Annotated in this window: 20 protein-coding genes; 12 read left to right on the top strand and 8 right to left on the bottom strand. The window is 49.5% G+C overall.

What is annotated here, in order from left to right; genetic code table 11:
* Positions 1-112 precede the first annotated feature (112 nt).
* Genes AC3WQT_RS13815 through AC3WQT_RS13795 form a run of 5 tightly spaced genes read left to right on the top strand, consistent with a single transcriptional unit; the run spans position 113 to position 6,663 of the window.
* A complete protein-coding gene (locus AC3WQT_RS13815) occupies positions 113-1,723 on the top strand; it encodes an FAD-binding oxidoreductase (RefSeq protein WP_492704527.1) in 1,611 nt (536 codons plus the stop codon).
* Entirely contained in the window at positions 1,720-3,345 is a 1,626-nt protein-coding gene (locus AC3WQT_RS13810) for a glycerol-3-phosphate dehydrogenase/oxidase (protein ID WP_492704526.1), read from the top strand. The genes AC3WQT_RS13815 and AC3WQT_RS13810 overlap by 4 nt, the downstream gene beginning before the upstream one ends.
* A 17-nt stretch (positions 3,346-3,362) precedes the next feature.
* The gene (locus AC3WQT_RS13805) at positions 3,363-4,925 is read left to right on the top strand and encodes an FGGY-family carbohydrate kinase (RefSeq protein WP_492704525.1); all 1,563 of its coding nucleotides are present in this window, start codon (positions 3,363-3,365) and stop codon (positions 4,923-4,925) included.
* A gap of 38 nt (positions 4,926-4,963) precedes the next feature.
* Positions 4,964-5,656 carry an alpha/beta fold hydrolase gene (locus AC3WQT_RS13800; RefSeq protein WP_492704524.1) on the top strand — a complete coding sequence of 231 codons (693 nt, stop codon included), beginning with the start codon at positions 4,964-4,966 and terminating at the stop codon, positions 5,654-5,656.
* A complete protein-coding gene (locus AC3WQT_RS13795) occupies positions 5,653-6,663 on the top strand; it encodes an AraC family transcriptional regulator (protein WP_492704523.1) in 1,011 nt (336 codons plus the stop codon). The genes AC3WQT_RS13800 and AC3WQT_RS13795 overlap by 4 nt, the downstream gene beginning before the upstream one ends.
* A gap of 71 nt (positions 6,664-6,734) precedes the next feature.
* On the opposite strand, the gene AC3WQT_RS13790 is transcribed toward AC3WQT_RS13795, so the two are convergent.
* The 5 genes from AC3WQT_RS13790 to AC3WQT_RS13770 form a co-directional block, all read right to left on the bottom strand.
* Positions 6,735-7,268 carry a response regulator gene (locus AC3WQT_RS13790; RefSeq protein ID WP_492704522.1) on the bottom strand — a complete coding sequence of 178 codons (534 nt, stop codon included), beginning with the start codon at positions 7,266-7,268 and terminating at the stop codon, positions 6,735-6,737.
* Entirely contained in the window at positions 7,265-8,578 is a 1,314-nt protein-coding gene (nosR, locus tag AC3WQT_RS13785; protein ID WP_492704521.1) for a response regulator c-di-GMP phosphodiesterase, NosR family, read from the bottom strand. Before nosR ends, AC3WQT_RS13790 begins: the two co-directional genes overlap by 4 nt.
* Positions 8,575-10,131 (bottom strand): ATP-binding protein, encoded by a 1,557-nt coding sequence (locus AC3WQT_RS13780; protein WP_492704520.1) that lies wholly within the window; start codon positions 10,129-10,131, stop codon positions 8,575-8,577. The genes nosR and AC3WQT_RS13780 overlap by 4 nt, the downstream gene beginning before the upstream one ends.
* Positions 10,132-10,216: 85 nt before the next feature.
* The gene (locus tag AC3WQT_RS13775) at positions 10,217-11,842 is read right to left on the bottom strand and encodes an EAL domain-containing protein (protein WP_492704519.1); all 1,626 of its coding nucleotides are present in this window, start codon (positions 11,840-11,842) and stop codon (positions 10,217-10,219) included.
* Positions 11,843-11,906: 64 nt separating this feature from the next.
* Positions 11,907-13,229 carry an ATP-binding protein gene (locus tag AC3WQT_RS13770; RefSeq protein WP_492704518.1) on the bottom strand — a complete coding sequence of 441 codons (1,323 nt, stop codon included), beginning with the start codon at positions 13,227-13,229 and terminating at the stop codon, positions 11,907-11,909.
* A 632-nt stretch (positions 13,230-13,861) separates the two neighbouring features.
* On the opposite strand from AC3WQT_RS13770, the gene urtA reads away from it, so the two are divergent.
* The 6 genes from urtA to AC3WQT_RS13740 all read left to right on the top strand — a co-directional run bounded on the left by urtA (position 13,862) and on the right by AC3WQT_RS13740 (position 20,391).
* Positions 13,862-15,115, top strand: a complete 1,254-nt coding sequence (gene urtA / locus AC3WQT_RS13765) for an urea ABC transporter substrate-binding protein (RefSeq protein ID WP_423032630.1) — start codon at positions 13,862-13,864, stop codon at positions 15,113-15,115.
* Positions 15,116-15,214: 99 nt separating this feature from the next.
* On the top strand, positions 15,215-16,813 hold the full coding sequence (urtB, locus tag AC3WQT_RS13760) for an urea ABC transporter permease subunit UrtB (RefSeq protein WP_492704576.1): 1,599 nt from the start codon (positions 15,215-15,217) through the stop codon (positions 16,811-16,813).
* On the top strand, positions 16,810-17,919 hold the full coding sequence (gene urtC, locus AC3WQT_RS13755; RefSeq protein WP_492704517.1) for an urea ABC transporter permease subunit UrtC: 1,110 nt from the start codon (positions 16,810-16,812) through the stop codon (positions 17,917-17,919). Before urtB ends, urtC begins: the two co-directional genes overlap by 4 nt.
* Positions 17,920-17,930: 11 nt before the next feature.
* A complete protein-coding gene (gene urtD / locus AC3WQT_RS13750) occupies positions 17,931-18,773 on the top strand; it encodes an urea ABC transporter ATP-binding protein UrtD (RefSeq protein WP_492704575.1) in 843 nt (280 codons plus the stop codon).
* Positions 18,774-18,785: 12 nt separating this feature from the next.
* A complete protein-coding gene (gene urtE / locus AC3WQT_RS13745; protein WP_422640600.1) occupies positions 18,786-19,484 on the top strand; it encodes an urea ABC transporter ATP-binding subunit UrtE in 699 nt (232 codons plus the stop codon).
* Positions 19,485-19,512: 28 nt separating this feature from the next.
* Positions 19,513-20,391, top strand: coding sequence for an urease accessory protein UreD (locus tag AC3WQT_RS13740; RefSeq protein WP_492704516.1), 879 nt, complete (start codon positions 19,513-19,515; stop codon positions 20,389-20,391).
* Here the strand turns inward: AC3WQT_RS13740 and AC3WQT_RS13735 are convergent.
* Entirely contained in the window at positions 20,335-21,402 is a 1,068-nt protein-coding gene (locus AC3WQT_RS13735) for an NAD(P)H-binding protein (protein WP_492704515.1), read from the bottom strand. The genes AC3WQT_RS13740 and AC3WQT_RS13735 overlap by 57 nt on opposite strands.
* A gap of 99 nt (positions 21,403-21,501) precedes the next feature.
* On the opposite strand from AC3WQT_RS13735, the gene AC3WQT_RS13730 reads away from it, so the two are divergent.
* Positions 21,502-22,398 carry a LysR family transcriptional regulator gene (locus tag AC3WQT_RS13730; protein ID WP_492704514.1) on the top strand — a complete coding sequence of 299 codons (897 nt, stop codon included), beginning with the start codon at positions 21,502-21,504 and terminating at the stop codon, positions 22,396-22,398.
* Between the two features lie 4 nt (positions 22,399-22,402).
* Here AC3WQT_RS13730 and AC3WQT_RS13725 read toward each other — a convergent pair whose 3' ends face one another.
* Positions 22,403-23,347: a VTT domain-containing protein gene (locus AC3WQT_RS13725; protein ID WP_492704513.1), complete on the bottom strand. Its 945-nt coding sequence runs from the start codon at positions 23,345-23,347 to the stop codon at positions 22,403-22,405.
* Positions 23,348-23,525: 178 nt separating this feature from the next.
* On the bottom strand, positions 23,526-24,599 hold the full coding sequence (locus tag AC3WQT_RS13720) for a threonine ammonia-lyase (RefSeq protein ID WP_492704512.1): 1,074 nt from the start codon (positions 24,597-24,599) through the stop codon (positions 23,526-23,528).
* Positions 24,600-24,898 lie beyond the last annotated feature (299 nt).

Raw genomic sequence — 24,898 nt, 5'->3', positions numbered from 1 at the left:
ATTAAAACAAGAACCTTGTCATGAAAGCGCAATACCTGGAAGTGACACTTGATTAAGCTACAAGTTAATTATTGAGTATACCAAGCTCAGGCTTCATTCAGGGACAGAAAAAATGCGACGTTGGAACGGTTGGGGGGATGACAGTATTAATTATGCGATTAATGCAGATGCCCTGAGTTTTTTACAGGCACAAATAGGAAAGGGGCTGCCTCAGACGGATGCAGAACTGGACCAGGTATGTCAACGGGTGCCAGCCAGTCGCCTGCCAGCACACTCTTTAATAGGCACAGACGCTATCGGACGCGTCAAACATAGTCTGGGCCAGAGTCTGCCAGACTGGCTGAAAATGCGCTTTGGTAAGATCAGTCATTTTCCTGATGGTGTGGCTTATCCAGAAAGCGCACAGGATGTGCGTGATTTGCTGGATTACGCCAGGCAGCATGGCATAACTTTGATACCTTACGGTGGTGGTACCAGCGTGGTTGGCCACCTTGCGGTGACTGAAAGTGCACAGCCCATCTTGTCTGTCGATATGTCGCGCATGTCCCAATTGCTGGACCTGGACAAAGAGGCACAACTGGCCACCTTTGGTGCCGGGATCTTTGGCCCTGACCTGGAAGCACAATTGCGTGCCCATGGCTATACGCTTGGGCATTTCCCGCAATCATTTGAATACTCGACACTAGGTGGCTGGGTAGTCACACGCTCCTCTGGCCAGCAGTCATTGCGTTATGGCAGGATAGAGCAATTGCTGGCAGGTGCGAGAATAGAGACACCTGCCGGGCGACTCGATATCAAGACTTTCCCCGCATCTGCTGCCGGGCCAGATCTGCGCGAAATCTTGCTCGGTTCTGAAGGACGCATGGGCATACTGACTGAAGTGACAGTGCGTATTACACCTTTGCCAGCGTGTGAAGAATTTCATGCCGTGTTCTTTCCTGATTGGGATGCCGCGCAAACAGCGGTCAGGACTATCGCCCAGAGTAAACTGGGCTTGTCGATGTTACGCCTCTCAAATGCAACTGAAACCCTGACCAGCCTGACAATGGCAGGTCATAAGAAGTTGATAGGCTTGCTGGAATCGTATCTGCGTCTACGGGACTGTGATGAAGGTAAATGCGTATTGCTCATCGGTGCCAGCGGCGAAAAATCCCAGGTGCGTCATGCCATCAAGTCTGCATTAAAGATTGCAAGCCAGCATAAGGGCGTACCCGTCGGTAAGACCATGGGTGAGAAATGGAAGCAAGGGCGCTTCAGAAATGTGTATCTGCGCAATAGCGCCTGGCAGCAAGGTTATGCCATAGATACCGTAGAGACAGCTTGCGACTGGCCCAAGGTCAAGACCATGATGTTGAGTATGGAGCAAGCGGGCAGGGATGCCATGGCAATCGAAAAAGAGCTGGTGCACACCTATACACATTTATCTCACCTGTATGGTCAGGGTGCCAGTGTGTATTCCACCTTTGTTTATCGACTGACGGGTGATTATGAACATGACTATGCGCGCTGGCGCAGGCTCAAGTCTGCAGTCTCTGCCGCCATCATCGCCAATGGCGGCACGATAAGCCACCAGCATGGCGTGGGCAGTGACCATGCGCCTTATCTGGAAGCTGAAAAAGGCAGTTTGGGAATATCCAGCATGCGCCATCTGTTCAAGCACTTTGACCCGCAGGGCATCATGAATCCGGGTAAGTTGTTGCCAGCAGAAGATGTGGTGCAATGAAAAAAACCAAATCGCGCGCTGACGTGCTCAATTCCCTCGCCAATCATGAGCAAGACTGGGACATTGTCGTCATTGGCGGTGGTATCACCGGCGCGGGTATATTGCTGGAAGCTGCCCGGCGCGGTTTAAGGGTTTTACTGCTTGAGCAAAGAGATTTTGCCTGGGGCACGTCCAGCCGCTCATCCAAGCTTGTGCATGGTGGCCTGCGTTACATCAAGGAAGGCAAAATTTCCCTGACCCGCGATTCAGTACGCGAAAGGCAGCAGTTGATGCAATCTGCGGCGGGCCTGGTAGAGCCGCAGAGTTTTGCATTTGCCGACTATCAAGGGCGCAAGCCGGGGCGCTGGATGTTTGCGCTGGGGCTGGTTATTTATGATTTCCTGGCTGGGGTGCGCGGCAAGCACTATTTTTCGACGCGGGATTTTCAAATGCTGACGCCGCACATACCTGCTGCCGACTTGAAAGGTGGTTCTTGCTATATGGATGCCAAGACCGATGATGCTCGTCTGGTACTGAGGGTTTTGCAAGAGGCACGTGCTGCTGGCGCGACAGCCATAAATTATCTGGCAGTGAAAAACGTCGTCTATGCAGAAGAACAGGCCAGCGGCGTGGTCTTGCAAGATGTATTGAGTAAGCAAGAGTATCAAGTTAAAGCCAAAGTCATCATCAATGCAACGGGTGCCTGGGCAGACAGGCTACGCCAGCAACAGGGTCAAAGTGCGAGACTGCGCCCCTTGCGTGGCAGTCATTTATTGTTACCCGCCTGGCGCTTGCCGGTGGCGCAGGCTGTGAGCCTGATGCATCCTCGTGATGGCCGCCCGGTATTTGTTTACCCTTGGGAGGGCGTTAGTCTCGTCGGAACTACGGATGTTGATCATAGCCCTGACATGCAGCAAGAGACGGTAATCACTGCAGACGAAGTCGCTTACCTGATGGAGGCGATGGATTTTCAATTCCCGCAATTGCAACTCAAGCTGGATGACATCATCGCCACCTATGCAGGCATACGGCCTGTCATTGATACCGGCAAGGCTGATCCATCCAAGGAGGGGCGTGACCATGCCATCTGGCTGGAGAAAGGTTTGCTGACAGTGACAGGCGGTAAGTTGACGACTTTCAGGCTCATAGCGCAAGATGCATTGAAACACATCAATCATTTATTTCCTGATCATCAAAGTGATCGTGAAGCTGAAAGCTTGTTTGCCCGCCCTTCAGATTTAGCGAATGAAAAGCAACTAAGTCATACACAAAAAACGCGACTGCAAGGCCATTATGGTGAGCTTGCTGCTGGAATTGTCCAGATCGCCCAGGACGGTGAGCTGGATTACATACCAGGAACACTGACCCTGTGGGTAGAATTGCGCTGGGCAGCAAGATTTGAAGAGGTTGTGCATCTGGAAGACTTGCTATTGCGCAGGACCAGATTGGGCTTATTGCTGCGACTTGGAGGCCTGGCCTTGTTGCCACGCATCAGGGCAATCTGCCAGCCTGAATTAGAATGGGATGATGAGCGATGGGACGTTGAACAGACAAGCTATCTGCAATTGTGGAGTAAGCATTATGCTTTACCAGAGAAAGCCAGTATTCCTGAATGGCGATCATCTCAGCGTCAGTCTGCATAACATCAACAATAAAAATCATGTCCAAACAATATATCCTCTCCATAGACAACGGCACCCAAAGCGTCAGGGCTATCCTGTTTGATTTGCACGGCAATATTGTCGCCAAATCCCAGGTGCATCTGGAAGCTTATTTTTCAGATCAGCCTGGTTGGGCCGAACACCATCCTGAAGATTATTGGCAAGCAGTGTGCACGGCATGCCAGCGGTTGTGGAATGAACAGGGGATTTCACCTGCTACGGTACACGGTGTTGCCGTGACCACGCAGCGCGGCACCATGATTAATCTGGACAAACAGGGCTTACCCCTGCGCCCAGCTATCACCTGGCTGGATCAAAGGCGTACCGACATAGTCCCACCGGTTAACCCCTTGTGGATGACAGCATTCAAACTGGCGGGTGTCGCCAGCACCATCAATTTCTTTCGTGGTGAGGCAGAAGCCAACTGGATCAAGGCGCATCAGCCAGATATCTGGGACAAAACGGATAAATACCTGATGTTATCTGGCTATCTGAACTATCGCCTGTGTGGTAATTTCATCGACTCCATAGGTTCGCAAGTAGGTTATTTGCCCTTTGATTACAAGGGCCTGAAATGGGCAGGCAAGCTGGACTGGAAATGGCAGGCTTTGGCGGTAAAGGCAGAATCCTTGCCAGAACTAGTGCCGCCCGGCACGGTGATGGGACATATCAACCAGGCGGCTGAAGCAGCGACGGGTTTACTGGCTGGCACACCTTTGCTGGCCGCAGCGGCGGACAAGGCTTGTGAAGTGATAGGAGCTGGCTGCCAGCAGCCTAACATCGGCTGCCTTAGTTATGGCACGACTGCCACCATCAATACCACCAGCAAAAAATATCTGGAAGTGACACCCTTCATACCACCTTATCCAGCAGCGATCCCCAATTCATATAGTACCGAGGTACAGATATTCCGTGGTTACTGGATGGTGAACTGGTTCAAGGAGCAATTTGGACATCATGAAAAACTGCAGGCAGCAGAGCAGGGTGTGTTGCCAGAGGCTTTGTTTGATGAACTGGTGAATGCTGTACCGCCAGGCTCCATGGGCCTGATGCTGCAACCTTACTGGACGCCGGGTATCAAGGTACCAGGAGCCGAAGCCAAGGGAGCTATTATTGGTTTCGGTGACGTGCATACGCGTGCACATATGTACCGCGCTATTCTGGAAGGACTGGCTTACGCCCTGCGTGAAGGTAAAGAGCGCATAGAAAAGCGTAGCGGTGTAGCAATCACAGAATTGCGTATTTCTGGCGGTGGTTCACAAAGTGACGCTGCCATGCAATTGACCGCAGATATTTTTGGCCTGCCGACTTCACGCCCTCATATTTATGAAACATCTGGACTGGGTGCCGCGATTGATGCGGCAGTGGGGCTGGGCTTACATCCCAGTTTTGATGTGGCCATCAAAGAGATGACGCGCATAGGCAAGACTTTTGAGCCTATCGCTCACCATCACCAGATCTACAATGAGCTGTATCATCGCGTCTATCAAAAAATGTACGCCCGCTTGCAGCCTTTGTATAAAGAGATACAGCAAATCACCGGGTATCCCAAAATGCACTGATGCCGCATGGTAGTGTCTGGCCTGTTATCATTGTCAGCATGACGACACTAGTTCTCTTGCCTGGCATGGATGGTACAGGCACACTCTATGAGCCTCTGTATAAGGCATTGAATGGTAATTGCAGGTTACTGGTACTGACTTATCCGGTAGATCAGGTGCTAGGCTATACAGAGCTGGAAGCACTGGTTCAGGCTCAATTGCCGGCGGATGAAGACTATGTCTTGCTGGGTGAATCGTTCTCAGGTCCTATCGCCATATCCATCGCTGCTACCCAGCCAATTCGCCTGAAGGCCTTGATACTGTGCGCGACGTTTGCACGCAATCCTTATCCTTTGCTGACAGTTTCCAAATATGCGTTGCCTTATTTGCCAACCAGACTGGCACCATTGAGCGTACTTAGCCATTTGCTGTTGGGGCGTTTTTCCAGCAAAGAATTGCGCAGGCAATTGGCAGACGCTTTGGCACTGGTCAACCCAGCCAGTTTGAAGGCGCGCCTGCATGCAGTACTGAGTTGTGATGTCAGAGAAAAACTCAAAGCCATCAAAGTGCCGGTACTTTATCTGCAAGCTACCAGGGACCGGCTGGTGCCAGTATCTGCCCACGCAGATATCCACGGGCAATTGCATGAAATGGAAACATGCAAATATGACGCGCCACATTTTTTATTGCAGACGAAAGCAGATGAAGTCGTCAACGATATTCTGCGGTTCACATCAGAAATCAAAGCATGAACGCATTCCCCACATCACAATCTCAAACTGATTCCAAGCTTAATGCCCATGTTTATCAGACGGAATACGCCAGACGCTTGAACCGTGTTCTCGATCATATAGACCAGCATCTGGATGCCTCCCTGGAGTTGGGGCAACTGGCCGAAATAGCGCATTTTTCGCGCTTTCACTTTCACAGGATATTTGCTGCCTGGATGGGAGAAACGCTGGGTGATTACCTGCGTCGGCGACGCCTGGAAACTGCGGCCTGGCGTTTGTCCTGTGATCTGCAGGCATCAATACTGGATATCGCACTGGCATGCGGCTTTGCTTCTGGCGAAGCATTCGCCCGTGCATTCAAGATCCGGTTTGACTGTACTCCCAGTCAATGGCGTGCCGATAGTGATGAGCGCAGATTGGCACAGGTGCGTGTTGTTTATGAAAGGCGGGCAAAACAAGACAGCAATCTGAGTCAGATACTCAGCAATCCTGATCAGGTAAACGTGAACGGTATTTGCGAAGATGGTGGCTCTCATCAACCACTTCGAAAGTATCTTATGGAAGTAAATATTGTTCAATTACCGGCAGTACGCGTTGCTTATCAACGTTATATAGGTCCTTATGGGCCCGGCGTCACAGAGTTCTGGCGCAGTAAAGTCGCGCCATGGATGCAAGTACATGGCTTGCAAGATCAAATCTGCTATGGCATAGGTCATGATGACCCCAGCGTCACTGCCAGTAATAAATGTCGCTATGATGCATGTGTCACTGTCTCCGAGAATTTCGTGTCCGGCACTCAGGCAAATGTCAAAACACTACCCGGTGGTGCTTATGCAGTTGCCAAATTCAATGGACCTGTGACAGCTGTAAATGATGCATGGATGGAGTTGATGCGCGAATACTTGCCAGCCAGTGGCATGCAATGTGACGACAGACCCTGTTTTGAGCAGTTTTTGCCAAATTCTGCGCTGGACCCACAGACAGGAATGTTTTCTTGTCTATTGTGCATCCCGGTTAAAACACTATAAATCTGCAGATTCAGAATTTTAAGGGGATGTGCAAGTAGCTTATGTCCCCTTGCGACGAAATGGCGCTTGAGTTAATCCAGTAATACCGAGCCATCCGGCCCCCATTTTACCTTGGTGATCCCTGGCTCGGTTTCTTCCAGTCTCTTCAACTCATGTTCCTGCGGCGTTATCACGCCACGCTGCAGGCGCAATTCGTCTGCCAGTGTTTGGTCTTCCATGATTTGCTGGCGACGTGCTGCTGCCAGTTGTATGGTTTCCAGTAATTCGTCCTGATTCCAGGGTTTTGCTATGTAGCGAAACACTTCTGCATCATTGATGGCACCCAATATGGTCTTGAATTCGGCAGAGGCACTGAGCATGAGGCGTATTGCATGGGGCTGCATTTCTTTGGCAATGGACAAGAACTGTATGCCATTCATGCCCGGCATATGGTAATCAGAGATGATAAAGTCGAAAGCTGTATTGCTAAGGCGCTTTATCGCTTCCTGAGGAGAGTTAAACAATTCCATTGTCATTTCCATCTCTTTTGCGACACTCTTCAAGCTTCTTTGCAGTGCTAGCAAAACATTCTGTTCGTCATCGAGCAATAAGATTTTGTACATCATTTTCTCCTGTTACTGTGTACACGTATGATCAATTTAGCACCCGCAGGGTGCTCGAACAACGTCAATTTATCGATTACGTGCTGGTCTAGGACATAGTCAGCCGGTAAGAGCAGCATACCCTCTTTGGAAATAATATCTGCAGAAAGTATCATGCCAGGCTGTAATTGCGCTATGGTAATTTCTCTATCATCAATATCATCCGCCTGATTACTGATGATTTGCTTGAAAGCAGCAACGACCTTTTCATCATAGCGATTGCCAGCGCCACGTATGATCAGTGCCTGGGCATCTTCCATATGCACGCGTTTTTGAACCAGGCTGCCGTTTTGCAGATTGTCATAATCACTTGCCAGTGACAATATTCGCGCACCTATGGGGATATTCTCACCGACCAGACCGTCAGGGAAGCCCCGGCCATCAAAGCGTTCATGCTGCGCACGTATGATCCTTGCAGCGCCTTGCAAATCTTGCAGTGGCATCAATAACTGCTCGGCGCGCAGGGTGTGTTTATGGAAATGACCTAATTGCTCGCCATTCATCTGATTGACGGGTGTTGCTAATAATTCATCTGAAAAACCTATTTTACCTATGTCAGCCAACAAAGCCGCTACAAAGATTTCTTGTGCTTCGCGTGTATCAAGATTAAGTTTTTTTGCAATTTTTCTGGATAAATCGGCCACGCGCCGTGAATGCCCGACTAGTTTATCGCCGCGCATTTCGACGACATTGGAAAAAACCTTGATCGATGTCAGAAAATTGCTTTTTAATTTATCGTTGGCGTGTAGCAGGGATGCATGGGCTTTTTTCAGGTCTGCGGTGCGTTCATCCACCTTGATTTCAAGGCTGGCATTCAGGGACTTAAGTTCTTCGTTCTGACGCTGGGTTAATTCTTCCAGCCGTTTTTTCTCTATCTCCAGCGACTTGCGTTCCAGCGCTTGTTTGACGACCAGCACAATGTCATTGTCGTTCCAGGGCTTGGTAATATAGCGGTAGATTTCGCCACGGTTGATAGCATCAATCGTCGATTGTATGTCGGCATAACCTGTCAACAACAGACGTATGGTGTCTGGCCATCTGGCTTTCACATGCGTTAAAAATACCGCACCATCCATGACTGGCATACGCATGTCGGAAATAACCAGGTCAATCGTCTCTTTTTCCAGTATCTCCAGGCCTTCCTGGCCACCATTGGCAATGAATATCTTATAAGAGTGCTGTCTGAATAGCCTGCGCAACGAGGAAAGGATATTCGGCTCGTCGTCAACGAAGAGCAATACGGGCATTGCTTCTGATACTGACTCTTCATTCATTGATTTTCACCGCTATCAGCTAGTGTTTGGTCGATGTGTTTAATGGGCAAGCTGATGAGAAAACTGGTTCCTTTATCAATTTCGCTATTGACTGTGATTTTTCCGTGGTGTTTTTGTATGATGCCATAAGACAGGGAAAGTCCCAAACCCGTGCCTTTGCCTATCGATTTGGTGGTGAAGAAGGGGTCAAAAATCCGATTGATAATTTCTTTTGGGATGCCACTGCCGTTATCGGCAACTTCAATAAAAACATGGGTGTCATCACAACTGGTGCGTATGGTGATCTGGCCGCGTTCTGCGGTGATGGCATGGGAAGCATTGACCACCAGGTTCATGACTACTTGATTGATTTGTGATGCCAGACATTCGACATCGGGAATTTTGCCATATTCCTTGATCACTTCAGCCTTGTACTTGATCTCGTTATTGACGATATTAAGAGTCGAATCTATGCCCTGATGAATGTTTGCCCATTGCCATTCCTGTTGCGAATCTACTCTGGAAAAATCTTTCAAGTCCTGGACTATTTTGCGTACTCTTTCTATACCTTCACGCGATTGCTGAACCAGTTCGGGAATGTCTTCTTTGAGAAAAGATAACTCTTTTTTCTCCTTGATTTCAGTCAACTCGTTTTTAATGCTGGCAGAAGCTATATGCTGCTCAGAGGATTCATAGACATGGATGATGGCAAACAAATCTTTAATATAGTTTTCCAGGGTAGTAAAATTAGAAAATATATAACCTATGGGATTATTGATCTCATGCGCCACACCTGCGGCAAGCTGGCCTATGGACGCAAGTTTCTCTGATTGTAGCAACTGTTCCTGTGCCATTGATAATTTGGCATTGAGCTCTGTCAATTCCGTATTCCTGCGCAAAAGCTCGCTTTCCATGGCTTCTCTTTGCTTGATATCCGCCTCCAGACGGTTATTGGTTTCAGCCAGTTGCAGGGTACGTTTTTTTATCAGGTTTTCCAGATTGCTATGGGCTTGCCGCAAAGCGTTCTCTGCATCGCGGCGCTCGGTAATATCTTCCAGGGTTTCCATTGCGCCGACAATTTTTCCTTCATTGTTGTACAGCGGTGCTGCCGTAAAGTGCAACCACAGACCGTGTTCATGCAAGTCAGGAAAGAAATCGATAGCTTCATAAGCACCGTGTATCAATTGGGATTGCGAGAATTTATTATGGTAAAACTTGTGTACCACAATATCATCGTGACCTGATAACACCAGGTCAGCCAACACAGGCCGGTTATCGCGGTAAAAAGGTTTCCACTGATTGCGGGTTGAGATCATGCTGGCTGCAGAGTAGCCAAGAACAAATTCACAAGCCTTGTTCCAATGGGTGATGACGTGATTGGAATCAATGACGAAGGTTGGTACCGGACTACTATCAAGAAACTGTGCGAGTTCTATGCCCATCTTGTTGAGCAGAGGGGCATCAGCTTTCACTTTGTCTTGTTCTACATGAAAGACAGGGATGTGAGCATCTGGAACCGGGGTTGCAGATGCAGGCAGATCACCACTTCCTGACAAGGGAAATTCTTTGTTCATTGTTTTACCTGGTCTCCGATAATGCAAAAACTCTTTTATTTTGCCCTGATCTGTGACTGATGTTTAATGTGCTGTTTCCCTCTTTTTAATGGCGATTACGATCATCCATAAGCATGACTATTTTTCCTGTTGACTTATGTTTTCCTCCCAGGTTTTTCCACTGCGCATTGTAAAGTTGGCCGTGTACCTGAACGGGAAACCATAGTCCTTCAGAAAATTCGCGGATTCCCGGGCCAGCATCCGGTATCATGTATTCGATCTGACAACCCAGTTCCAGTCTTGATGGCGGAATAATTTTTTCAGCAGAATTGTTGATGAAAACCACCATGTCTTCATCATCCACTGCAATAATGGGCAAGGGCACGTATTGCAAAACTTCGCGTACGATGCTCAAGCTAAGTTCATCACGGCTGATTTGTTTTTGTTTTTGTTCCAGCATTTCAGCCAATAGTTTATTGGCACTGATCAGTTCCTGATTTGTCGTTTGAACTTGCAAGGTCAGCCGCCGGTTTTCATCTTCCATTTCCTTATAGTGAAATGCTTCCCGTATATTCGCGCGTATCAGCTCATCGTCCCATGGCTTGGTCAGGAATTTATAGATGGCTCCTTCATTGATGGCATCTGTGATGTATTGTAGTTCGGTATAGCCGGACAAGATGATGCGAACCGTATCAGGGTAATTTTTCTTGGCATTCCGTAGAAAGTCTACACCCGTCATTATTGGCATTCTCTGGTCGGAAATAATGACATCGACCCTGTTTTTTTCAAGGATTTCCAAACCTTCATGACCACCACCAGCGGTCAGTATGCGGTATTCGTCCCTGCGTAACAGACGCTTGAGGGCACTCAGTATATTGGGTTCATCATCGACAAGGAGCAGGGTACGATCAGGTTTGCCTAAACGCAGCAAATGCTTGTCCAGAATGGGGTTTTCTTGGAGAAAAACTTGCATGTGCTCTGAGTCCAGGGGTTTTGCGAAGAAATGTCCCTGTATCTGATCACACATATTGTCACTCAGAAATTTGCATTGGGCCTCGGTTTCGACTCCTTCGGCAATGACTTTGATGCCCAGACTGTGAGCCATGGATATTACTGCTCTGGTAATGGAAGCATCGTCAAGATTGTGAGGTAATTCCTGAACAAAAGACTGATCAATCTTGACATAGTCAAACGGGTAATGCTTTAGATAGCTCAGGGCTGAATAACCGGTGCCGAAGTCATCCAGTGACAGAGTAAACCCTTGTTTTTTGAAGTCGCTGAATACCTTATCTATGCTATCGCTACGATACATCAGTATTTGTTCTGTTATTTCCAGCGATACTTTATCTGGCGTGACAGCCATACTTTCCAGTATTCCAGAGAGTCGATTGTTAAAGTCATTACTTTGCAATTGTATGGGGGAAATATTAATGGCAATACAGGGTGGATGCAGTCCGGCCAAATTCCACTGGGCGATATCCTTGCACACCTGCTTGATAATCCATTCGCCCAGGCGCACGATGAGATCAGATTTTTCGGCAACCGGGATCAGTACTGCAGGCGGGATCCTGCCGTGAATCGGGTGCTGCCAGCGTAACAAGGCTTCTGCTCCAACCACATGCCCTGTCTGCAAATCAACGGTAGGTTGATAGTGCAAATGCAATGCATTGGTATCAATGGCGACATTGAGCTCAGCTTCTATATCGATACTGTCGTGTTCTATCGTATTCATGGCGATAGCCCTGTCTGGACTTCAATATGTTGTAGGTGACTCTGCTGAGTGATAGAGAGCAGTATCATGACTCAGTCGATGCATTTGTCTGGTGCAAAGGTAGCCAGACGGTGAAGCACGTGCCTTTTCCCATGACGCTTTGTACATCTATGCGTCCGCCATGTTTTTTGATGATGCCGTAGGAAAGCGATAAACCCAGGCCAGTGCCACTACCTACGGGTTTGGTCGTAAAAAAAGGTTCGAAGATGCGATTCAGGTTTTCTTGCGGGATGCCAGAACCAGTATCCAATACCTTGATCCATGCCATGTCTTTCTCGCACCCTGTGCTGATTTTGATCATGCCGTTTTCTTTGATGGCATGTGAGGCATTAACCAACAAGTTCATGACAACCTGATTGACCTGGGAAATAATGCATTTCACCAAAGGAACCTGGCCATATTCTTTGACAACATTGGCTTTGTATTTGATCTCGTTTTTGACGATGTTCAGGGTGCTGTCTATTCCCTGGTGCAAATCAGCTTCCTGCCAGTCTGTTTCGCCGACATGGGAAAAATCCTTCAGAGACTGCACGATATCTTTCACGCGTTTGAGTCCATCCATGGATTCGCGCACCAGGTCCTGTATGTCTTCCTTTAAAAATTCCAGGTCCGCCTTTTCTTTTAATTCGTCCATTTTGCTGACGGCAGCTGGCGGGGACTGTTGCTGTATTAAATCCTCATACTGATTGATGACTTCAAATAATTTTTCTACGTAGTTTTGCAAACTACCGATATTTGAATTGATAAAACCTATGGGATTATTAATTTCATGAGCGATACCAGCGGCTAGTTGGCCGACTGAAGCCATTTTTTCTGATTGCAATAACTGTTCGTGAGCTTCTTGCAGTTTTTTTATTAAAAGCTGCTGTTCTTCACCTTTCTTGAACAGAGCTGCTTCCATCTCCTTGCGTTTGGTGATGTCGGTCAATGAACCCACAACTTCAACAGGATTGCCATCCTTGTCGCGTATCAGCCTCAGCATGTCGTGCATCCATACATACTGGCCGCTGCGGCTCATGAAGCGATATTCGTAGGTTCTTTCACCTTCGGTAAACAATTTGGCAATGCTGGAGAAAATCTCAGGTACATCACTAGGGTGTATATGCTCAAACCAAAAATTAGGGTCAGCAACCATTTCATCAGGATGGTAGCCAAGCACATGCAAGGCATTGTTACTGACAAAAGTCATTTTGAAATCACCCGTAGGTACGCTGCTATAGATGATGGCTGGGGTATTGTCGATCAGGTATTGCAGCCTGGCATCCGTGGAAATGCCTACGACCGAGGCGGGCTGTGGGGCGGCATTAGCCGCCGGTAGAACACTGAATTCATCAAATTGATTCACCATGACCACCATTAGGAAAAAACCAATAGAAATATTGCTTTTTTTAAAATTCCCTTATATCTACATATTAGAGCAACAAGTATGTAAAGTGCTATTTTTTTCAATCAGGTTTTATATGTTTTAGCTCTGCCCCGGATAAATATCCTGAAAATTCCATATTTTTACTAATAACTTATGAATTAAGTCCAATAAAACATGGACTTACATCATATGAAAGAAAATTATTTTTGAATCGATTGTTGCTTTTTGATATGTTTTCAATTGGCACTTTTTTTGTTTTGCTTAGTTTCCAGGTAAAACCATGCGAAAGAAAATGATCTTATTTTCTGCACAATTTCAGCGCGCAAACGCACCGAAAAGTGGAATTGGCATATTTTAAAGTTATTTTTGCATCATTTTCGTCAATTATTTCTGATGTTTTCATAGTTCACATGCACTGGAATAGTTAGTAAATTTCGCTTATTGAAGTCTTGGCTGACGTCCTGCGTATCTATCCAGACCGGATTTGCAGCGACTGAATTACTTACGTGCGGGATTCGTTTTTTTTGTTTTTAACAGTTGGCACGTTATCTGCTACCTGCCTTGGTGGAAGTTCGGTTTTTCTTTCCATGACCTCACCACTATCAGGAGAAAACATGTCACGTCGTACTGTTTTGAAAGCAACTGCTGTTGCCGCAATGACCCTGGCCGCTTCTGGCTGGCTCACGCAAGCACAAGCCGCCGATACCATCAAGGTCGGCATTCTGCATTCCCTGTCTGGCACTATGGCGATCTCGGAGACATCGCTCAAAGATGTGGCCCTGATGACGATAGATGAAATCAATGCCAAGGGCGGTGTCATGGGCAAAAAATTGGAAGCGGTGATCGTTGATCCGGCCTCCAACTGGCCGCTGTTTGCAGAAAAAGCCCGCCAACTGGTATCGCAAGACAAGGTATCCGTCGTGTTTGGTTGCTGGACATCGGTGTCGCGTAAATCAGTTTTGCCGGTCTTCAAGGAACTCAATAGCCTGCTGTTTTATCCGGTTCAATATGAAGGTGAAGAGCTGGAGAAAAATGTTTTCTACACTGGCGCTGCACCTAACCAGCAAGCTATTCCAGCGACTGAATACCTGATGTCGAAAGAGGGTGGCGGCGCCAAGCGCTTTGTCTTGCTGGGTACAGATTATGTGTACCCGCGCACCACCAACAAAATCCTGCGCGCCTTCTTGCATAGCAAGGGTGTCAAGGATACTGACATCGATGAGGTCTATACCCCATTTGGCCATTCTGATTACCAGACTATCGTTGCCAATATCAAGAAGTTTGCTGCGGGTGGCAAGACTGCGGTTATCTCTACCATCAATGGTGACTCCAATGTCCCATTCTATAAAGAACTCGGCAATGCTGGCCTGAAGGCGACGGATGTACCTGTTGTCGCCTTCTCTGTTGGCGAAGAAGAGTTGCGCGGTGTCGACACCAAGCCACTGGTCGGCCACCTGGCAGCCTGGAATTACTTTCAGTCTGTGAAAAACCCGGTGAATACTGAATTCATCAAAAAATGGAAAGACTATGCAGTCGCCAAAAAACTGCCTAATGCTGCGACAGTGGTGACCAATGACCCTATGGAAGCGACTTATGTAGGCATGTATATGTGGAAGCAGGCCGTTGAAAAAGCCAAATCCACAGATACTGATAAAGTCATAGCCGCCATGGGTGGGCAAACTTTCAAGGCGCCATCCGGTTTTGAATTGACGATGGATAAAACCAATCATCACCTGCACAAGCCAGTCATGATAGGCGAGATCAAGGCTGACGGTCAGTTCAGCGTCGTCTACAAAACCAAGACACCTATCCGTGCGCAACCATGGAGCCCTTTCATCCCGGGCAATGAAGGTAAGCAAAAGCTGTAATTCAAGGAGTGATATTTAAGGAATGATGCAGATACTCAGGGCATATGCATGTTCGCCCTGAGTACTGTTCCGGATTTTCCATCCCTGACCTGGTTGCCTATGATATTTCGTAAAATCTGCGCGGGCATAATCTTGCTCGTGTTCAGCCTGACAGTGCACGCGGCTATTGATGGCAAGCTCTTGCGGGCGCTGGCGGGTGAAGATCCTGATGCACGTATTACCGCCGTCAACTCCATTGCGGCCCTGGGCAATGAAGAGGCTGTGGAAGTATTGACTGCACTCAAAAATGAACAATTGTTTGCCAGGGACGTCGCTGTTTACCTGGTCGATGGTGAGCAGGCAAAAGACCTTAGCAATGGGAAAATGCAAAAACTGCCGGATGATGCAGAAGCAATCACCATCAATAACCGCCTGCGTGCCGCACTCGATAGTGCGCTGTCAGGCCTGAGATTATTTTCACCGGACAAAAATACCCGCCTGGTCGCAGCAACTGCATTGGAAAAAGAAGCAACGCCAGAACAATTGCCCTTGCTGAACAAAGCCTATCTGAAAGAAAATGATAGCGAAATCAAATCCCGTCTGCAAATGTTGATTGCCACCGCCAATTTGCAGGCCAGTGACCCGGTGGTGCGCAAGGCTGCCGTCAAGGCTTTGCTGGATAGCCCCAACCCCAATTTAAAACCTGTGCTGCAAAAAATGCTCGCACAAAATCCTGATGGCAGTTACAACGAAGCCGATGCTAGCATACGGTTGGAAGCCGCCAATACCCTGAATGCCATTGATGGCCGCCTGGCGCGCATGGAATTTTTCGGTAATCTGTTCTATGGAGTATCGCTGGGCAGCGTGCTGTTGCTGGCTGCATTGGGTCTGGCAATCACCTTTGGCCTGATGGGCATCATCAATATGGCGCATGGCGAATTGCTGATGATAGGTGCTTACACTACCTATGTCTGCCAGATGCTGTTCCGAAAATTCGTGCCTGGTGCTGTGGATGCTTATTTGTTGCTGGCTCTGCCCGCGGCTTTCCTGGTTTCTGCCGCCGTTGGTATTTTGCTGGAAAGAACGGTCATACGCTGGTTATATGGTCGACCGCTGGAAACCCTGTTGTGCACCTGGGGCATCAGCCTGATCTTGATGCAGGCAGTGCGTTCGATTTTTGGTGCGCAAAATGTCGAGGTTGCGAATCCTTCCTGGATGTCGGGTGGTATCACAGTGCTGGGTTCGCTGGTGCTGTCTTATAACCGTATCATCATTATCTTCTTTGCCTTGTTCGTCGTGCTGGCAGTCTGGCTGATCCTGAACAAGACACGTCTGGGCTTATTCGTACGTGCCGTGACACAAAATCGCCGCATGGCTGATTGCGTAGGTGTGGCAACCGGCAAGATAGACATGCTGACTTTTGGTTTGGGCTCTGGCATTGCAGGTCTGGGGGGAGTGGCCTTGTCGCAATTGGGCAATGTCGGCCCTGACCTGGGGCAAAACTATATCGTCGATTCTTTCATGGTCGTGGTGCTTGGCGGGGTAGGGCAGTTGGCTGGCACCGTGATTGCGGCTTTTGGCCTGGGCGAAGTGAATAAATTTCTGGAGCCAGTAGCAGGTGCTGTCATGGCCAAGATCGTCATCCTGGTATTCATCATCATTTTCATACAACGCAGACCGCAAGGCTTGTTTGCGCTCAAAGGCAGGAGTGTGGAATGAGTGCGACTACGACGATTGCAACAGCAAAGGGGCTGTTTTCCAAGCCTGCATGGACAGGCATATTGGTGTGTGCTGTGATCGCATTATTGCTGCCTATCCTTAACCTGAGTTTTCCCGCTGACCATGCCCTGCATATTTCCAGCTACACGATAGCTCTGGTTGGCAAGTTCATGTGCTATGCCCTGGCTGCGCTGGCACTTGATCTGGTATGGGGTTATACCGGAATTTTGTCCTTGGGACATGGAGTATTCTTTGCATTGGGTGCCTATGCACATGGCATGTACCTGATGCGTGCCATAGGCCGTGACGGTGTCTATCAAAGCAATCTGCCAGACTTCATGGTTTTCCTGGACTGGAAAACCTATCCCTGGTATTGGTCCATGACAGACAGCTTCTGGTATTGCATGGCGCTGGTGGTACTGGTGCCTGGGGTACTGGCTTTTATCTTTGGTTTTTTTGCCTTTCGCTCACGCATCAAAGGTGTGTATTTCTCCATCATCACCCAGGCCATGACGTTTGCCTTCATGCTGCTGTTCTTCCGAAATAATACGGGCTTTGGCGGCAATAATGGCTTTACCGACTTCAAGCGCATTCTGGGTTTTACTATCACTGCGCCAGGTACCAAGGCAGCTTTGTACCTGATTACCTTGCTGATCTTATTGTCGGCTTTGTTCCTGTGTCGCTGGATAGTCACTTCCAAGTTAGGGCGTGTGCTGCAAGCTGTACGTGATTCAGAATCGCGGTTGATGTTCATCGGTTATAACCCCTTGTGGTTCAAGCTGTTTGTCTGGACCTTGTCGGCCATAATTTGCGGTATTGCCGGTGCCTTGTATGTGCCTCAGGTTGGCATCATCAACCCGTCTGAAATGTCGCCAGCCAATTCCATAGAAATGGTGATCTGGGCAGCAGTAGGCGGACGCGGTACTTTGCTGGGGCCTATTATTGGTGCCTTTACCGTGAATGGTCTGAAGAGCTGGTTCACTGCCGCTTTCCCTGATTTGTGGCTGTATGCCTTGGGCTTGCTGTTCATACTGGTGACCTTGTTCATGCAGCAGGGCGTATTGGGCCTGGTGAGCAAGTTCAAAAAACAGCGGGAGCCAGCATGACTTCTTATATGATGAGTGGCGTCTTGCGACCAGGGCAGCAGTACGAGGGGGCTACTGGTGACCAGGGCGTGTCTTATGGCCGCATCAAACCGGAAGGTGTGGACACCACCCACGGCGCCATCCTCTATCTGGAAGATATTGTGGTGTCATTTGATGGCTTCAAGGCTATCAATAATCTGAACCTGGATATCTCGGTGGGCGAACTGCGTTGCATCATCGGCCCCAATGGCGCTGGCAAAACCACGATGATGGATGTGATCACTGGTAAAACCAGGCCCACATCTGGCACTGCATTCTTTGGCCAGACCATGGACCTGACGCGCATGAGCGAAGTGGATATTGCCCATGCCGGGATAGGCCGCAAGTTCCAGCGCCCCACGGTCTTTGAGCAACATAGCGTATTTGAGAATCTTGAACTGGCCATGAAAATGGACAAGCGCGTCAAGACCACCCTGTTTGCCCGCTTGAACAGCGAACAAAAAGACAAGATCGCCGCCATCCTGCAATTGATACGCCTGGATGGGCAAGAGCTAAGGCAGGCTGGTTTGCTATCGCATGGTCAAAAGCAGTGGCTGGAGATAGGGATGCTACTCATGCAGGAGCCACAATTGATCTTGCTCGATGAACCAGTGGCTGGCATGTCAGATGCCGAGACTGCACGCACTGCTGAATTGCTCAATGAACTGCGTGGCAAGCATTCCATCATGGTGGTCGAACATGATATGGGTTTCGTCACTGAAATTGCCCAACAGGGCAAAGTCACGGTATTGCATGAGGGATCTGTACTTGCCGAGGGCACAATGGCGCAGGTACAGGCAGATGAGCGCGTGATTGAAGTCTATCTGGGACGTTAATGAAAGCAAAGCATGCTTGAAGTCAAACAACTACATCAGCATTACGGTTCCAGCCACACCTTGCGTGGCATTTCACTGTCACTCAAAAAAGGTGAGTGCATGGCTTTGCTTGGCCGTAATGGTGTCGGCAAGACCAGCTTGCTGAAATGCCTGATGGGCGTTTTGCCTGTTACTGAAGGCACAGTCACTTTTGAAGGTCGCGACATCAACAAGCTCTCTCCACATGACAGAGCCAGGGCCGGGATAGCTTATGTGCCACAAGGCCGCGAGATTTTTGCCCGTCTTACGGTGGAAGAAAACCTGCTCATGGGCATGGCCAGCCTGCCAGCACGCAAGGCAGGCAAAATCAAGGATGAGGTATATCAGCTTTTTCCCGTATTGAAAGAAATGTTGCACAGGCGAGGTGGTGATCTATCTGGCGGCCAGCAACAGCAACTCGCCATTGCCCGCGCCTTATTGGCTGAACCCAAGCTCATCATCCTGGATGAACCTACTGAGGGCATACAACCATCCATCATAAAGGACATAGGTCGCGTCATCCGCCTGCTGCGTGAGCGAGGTGATATCGGCATCTTGCTGTGCGAGCAGTATTTCGATTTCGCCCGTGAGCTGGCAGATCATTTTGTTGTGCTGTCGCGCGGTGAAGTGGTGGCCTATGGCGGCCAGGAATTGATGGATGGTGATGACGTCAAGCGGCATCTGGCGGTATAGTGCTGTCTTTACCTTTCGCTAGCTGAATATGGATGTCTGCAGTCCGGCACTACCTTCAAGTATCACAAAATCACACTGGCAAGCCAGTCTGCAACTGGGCTTTAGCAAGGATGGCGATATTACGCGTCTGACAGAACGTAAGCACAATGGCCCCTTGCGCGTGCAAAAACCGTTGTATCCTGAAGGCGATGAAGTTTGCCATGCCATCGTCATCCATCCCCCGGGTGGGGTAGTCGGTGGCGATCAGTTAAAGATAGATGTCAAACTGGCTGCTGACACGCATGCGCTGGTAACCACACCAGGCGCGGCAAAATGGTATCGCAGTAATGGCTACATATCCGCACAACATATCAATCTGAAAATTGATGCAGGTGCCAGGCTGGAATGGCTGCCGCAAGAAACCATCTTTTTTGACGATGCCTGTGTCGATTTGCACCAGACCATACACCTGGCGGCAGACGCGAGGCTGATTGCTGCTGATATTTTCTGTTTTGGCCGCACTGCCTCTGGCGAAACCTATGACAGCGGCAGGATCAAGCAGCATTGCAGCATCTATCGTGAAGACAAGATGATCTGGCATGAACAGGGCAGTTTGCAAGGTGGCAGCCCTGCCATGCAAAGCCCGCTGGGTTTGAATGGTAAATCAGTGTCGGCGATGGTACTGGCTTCTGGTGCCATGCTGTCTGGCGAACAATTGCAGACTTTGCGTGAACAAACATCGGCCTTTTTGTCTGAGCGTGAAGCGGATGCCCTGTGCGGTGTCACGCAAATGAAGTCTGTCGTTGTTGCGCGTTACCTGGGCAACTCCAGCGAAGTTGCCCGCTTTTGGATGCAATTGGTGTGGCAGCATTTACGCCCTGTCGTGATTGGGTGTGATGCCAAAATTCCGCGCATCTGGAACACTTGATTCGTAGCCAGCATTACGCTTGATGCAACCCAGACCTGCCAGACTGGAGCGAACTGCCACATCCAGCGGTGTGCGTGGCTCTTCACCCAAAAAGTCTACCAAAGCCTGGTTCGACATTTTGACTTCCGTACGCCACAGGTAGCGCATCTCCAGCATTTCCTTGAAGGTTTGCTGGAAAGGTGCCAGCAGAGCGAACACCGGCCATGGGAACCAGCTTGCCTTCAATGTCGGCTGGGCAGTGACGCGGCCAATTGCGGCGACCATTTGCTTGCCGTCATGATCCCAGTGGCCTTCCATATGGAAGCGGGCGAAATTACCGAGTTCTTTTTCACGCTCCAGCAAACGCACCATGGTTTCCGCCACGTCAGGCAAGTATGCCCATTGATGACCAACGCCAGCACTGCCAGGGTAGCGCACTACACTCACAGGCTTGCCTGGTGTTACCAGACCTTGTGAAAACCAGTTGTTGGCAGCTTTGGGGCCAAAGAAATCACCAGCCCTGACGATGAGGGATTTGATACCCTTGCTGGCAGCCAGACGCAGGCGGTGTTCCAGCTCTACCCGGATTTTCCCTTTCTTGGTGATGGGGAACTGTGACGCGTTTTCTGCAATCAGCGGGAAGGCATCGGGGCCGTAGTTATAAACAGTGCCTGGCAGCAGTATGCGTGCACCACTGGCCTGGGCTGCTGCGATGGTGTTATCTATCATAGGCAGCACCAGTTTTTCCCAGTCGCGGTATCCAGGTGGGTTGACTGCGTGGACGATGACAGATTTTCCGGCTGCAGCTTGCACCACATCGTCTTGCACCATGACATCACCTTTCATCCAGATATGCGCTGCCGTTTTATCTTTCACTTGATCAGGGTTGCGGTGCAGGGTAGTGACCTGCCAGCCGCGCTGCATCAGCAAGCGCGCCACTTCACCACCTACGCCACCAGTTGCACCCAATACGAGGGCTTGCTTGTTGGCTTGCATATTAGTCTGTGTATTGTTTTGTACTTGCTGATTCATGTTGATTCTCCTTTAATGGGGTAGTTGATGTAGCCATTGTGTATCTTTGCCAAGCTATATACAATTCTCTAAAACTGCATAGGTGATATACATTTCTGTATGGATGACAAAAATATCCACTGGGACTACTACCGTACCGCCCTGGCGGTGCTGGAAGAAGGCTCGTTATCAGGCGCTGCCCGTGCCCTGGGTTTGACGCAGCCTACAGTAGGGCGGCATATCGAGGCATTGGAGCAGGCCTTGGGCACGAGTTTGTTTGTGCGCAATCAATCTGGTCTGTCACCGACCATTGCAGCGCTGGCAATGAAACCTTATGCAGAAAGCTTGCGGGCAACTGAAAGTGCCTTGCTGCGCAGCGTGTCAGCAGAAGCAAATGAGGTAAGAGGCACCGTGCGTGTTACCGCATCAGAAGTCATGGGGGTAGAGATATTGCCAGGCATGCTGGCAGGTTTGCGGCAAGGCTATCCTGAACTGAGCATAGAATTACAAATATCCAACCATACCCAGGATTTGCTCAAACGTGATGCAGACATTGCCATACGCAATACCGAGCCCTTGCAGGATGCATTGATTGCGCGTCGTACCGGGATAATCAGTCTCGGCTTTTTTGCTCATGCAGATTATCTGACTCGCCACGGTATGCCCGCTGACATGGACGCGTTGAAAGACCACAGCCTGATAGGCTTTGACCGGGAATTCCCCTATATCAGGGCTTTGCAAAAACGCTATCCGCAGATACAGCGCGCGGCCTTTGCCTTGCGTGCGGATAGTGATCTGGTGCAGTTTTCTGCCATACGCAAAGGCTATGGCATAGGCATTTGCCAGCTTGGCTTGGCCCAGCAGCATACTCATCTGCAACGCGTGCTGGCAGATGAATTTCAAATTGACTTTCCAGTATGGGTAGTCATGCACGAAGATTTACGGTCCAGCCAGCGCTACCGGGTTACCTTTGATCATCTGGTCAAGGAGCTACAGGCATTGCTGCAAAAGGCGTAATCTACTAGGCCTTGACAAGTAAATGTGGGTGCTGGGCAGATAATTCCTGCCATGCATCAAAGCCGCCCGCAAAAGGCCTGACATCTTTAAAACCCAACTGTCTCAGCGTATGGGCAGCGTGTACAGCACCTGCATCGCCAGGGCAGGCGCATATGGTGATGATCATTTCATGCAGTGGCCATTGTTGGGCAGCATTGCCAACCTGCTTGACCTCGCTGACCATGGCATGGGGTATGGTGCCAGTTTCTGCAATCAACGCCGGGCTGCGCAAATCGATGATATGGGGCAGGGTACTGGTTTTCAATGTATCCGACATTTCGGTTGCGCTGAAGTGAGGAATGGACGCGAGCTTTTCAAAGCGTTTCTTTTGCCAGAATTTCCAGGCCAGCCAGCTCAATACCAGGCCAATGAAGATGGCCGCGATACGTATGCCCTGTGCCGACAAAAATACCAGGCCAGCTTCAATTTGCGCCTGCAAGGCAAAACCGGCCAACAGAGCCAAGCCCGCCCATAAAGCGGCACCTGCAGCAGAAGCCAGCATGAATGATGTACGCGGCATACCCAAAGCACCGGCTACCGGCGGTGCCACGGTAGAAAAGCCGGGGATGAATTTGCCTACCACCAGCGACCAAACACCCCAGCGATGAAACCTTGCTTCTGTCTGATTCACACAAGAACCAGGGTTGATTGACATCTTGCATAAAAACTTCAGCACGCTGTAGCCAAATTTCTTGCCAGCCTGATACCAGATCAGGTCGGCAATCAGCGAAGCGCCTACTGCTGCCATCAACAAAACCAGCAATTGCCCGGACTGTGTGGCCTGGCTGGCATTGAACATCATGGTCGGTACTGCTGGCACAGGCAAGCCCAGTTGCTGCAACAGGACGTTGACAAACACCATCAAACTATCGTTTTGGCGAAAAAAATCTGTCAGCCAGCCTTGTTGCATATGCAATTCCATTAATAATCATGCAGTGAACAGGCACAGAGCGGGAAATGTAAAATCCGTCTATGTTTATGCCTGAGTGAACCCCTATTGTAGGGCATTGCGAGGCTTTGCATATCATACGTATGATGCCTGTTGCAAACTGAGCAGCCGCTTTCCAACTGTATCCGAGGTTCCCAGATCAGGCGGCCAGTCCATGTGCTGATGATCCGGCCCTGGTAAGCAATTCTGCATATCTGGCTGGGTCTACATTCGAGCCGCAAACAATTACAGCCACACGTTTACCTGCAAGTCTTTGACGCAATGGGCCAAACAAGCCTGCTGTGGCAACCGCGGCAGCAGGTTCAGCCACCAGCTTGACGTCGTGATACAAGTCCGACATGGCTGTACAGATTTCATCGTCACTGACCCTGACAATCTCGTCCACAAAGCGCTGGCATACCCTGAAACTATATTCCATTGCATAAGGCGCGCACAGGCTGTCGGCTATGCTGTCGACTTCCTTTAACTTCTCTGGCTGACCAGACTGGAAACTGCGGTACATGGCATCTGCGCCATAGGGTTCAACTCCATAGACGGCACAATGCGGTGCCAGTTGTTTGACGGCAGAAGCAATGCCGCCACATAAACCGCCACCACCGATAGGCACGATCACGGCATCCAGTTGCACTACTTGCTGCATCAGTTCCAGCCCCACCGTCGCTGTACCCAGTGCAGTCAACGGGCCGTCATAAGGATGGATCATGGTGCGCTGTTCTTCTTCAACGATATGCTGACCCAGTGCGAATGCCTTATGCATGTCCGCTTCCAGTATCACTTCAGCACCATCTTGTCGGCAAGCCTTGATACGGGTAGGGCTCGCGTGACGTGGCAACACCACTTTGCAAGAGACGCCCGCCAGTTTGGCCGCATAGGCAACCGCCATCGCATGATTGCCTGCACTGACAGCGACCACGCCACGCTCACGCGCATCTGCATCCAGCGCAGATATGCAATTCAAAGCCCCGCGCAGTTTGAACGTGCCGGTTTTTTGGAACAATTCCAGCTTGAGCCAGACTTCAGTATCAGGCTCCAGCTTGTCCAGAGCAGACCCGGTTTGCCAGTGCCAGACAGGGGTATGCAAAACTTGCTGCGATAATCTGGCAGCAGTCTTGCGGATATCTGCCAGTGAGGGATAAGGAAAATCTGCATTTAATAAGGTGGATGACCAGGACGTAGGGGCGTGCAAAAGCCTGTCTGTGGCGACATGGGACATAAAAACTCCAGAATAAAATCAGCAAAAAAAAATCAGAGAGAGTGTGAGCGCAATAGTGATAGCAATAGCGCTCAGGACATCAGAATAGGATGAGCTGAAGGGCCGCCAGGCACCGGCATACGCCGTAGCTTAACGACCCGGAATAATTCGAATAATGGAAATGTCGCAGATGGAAACAGCAGGCAGCGCAATCGCGTGCACGACAGCAGATGCGGCATTAGTTGCGCATAAGTTCGTGCTCAGCAGGGGATGAGTAATTGCGTGCATGGAAAAACTATAACCAATCCCGGGAATATTGG

This window comes from Undibacterium sp. FW305-107, assembly GCF_058788535.1.
This window is presented reverse-complemented; position numbering and strand designations above follow the sequence as displayed.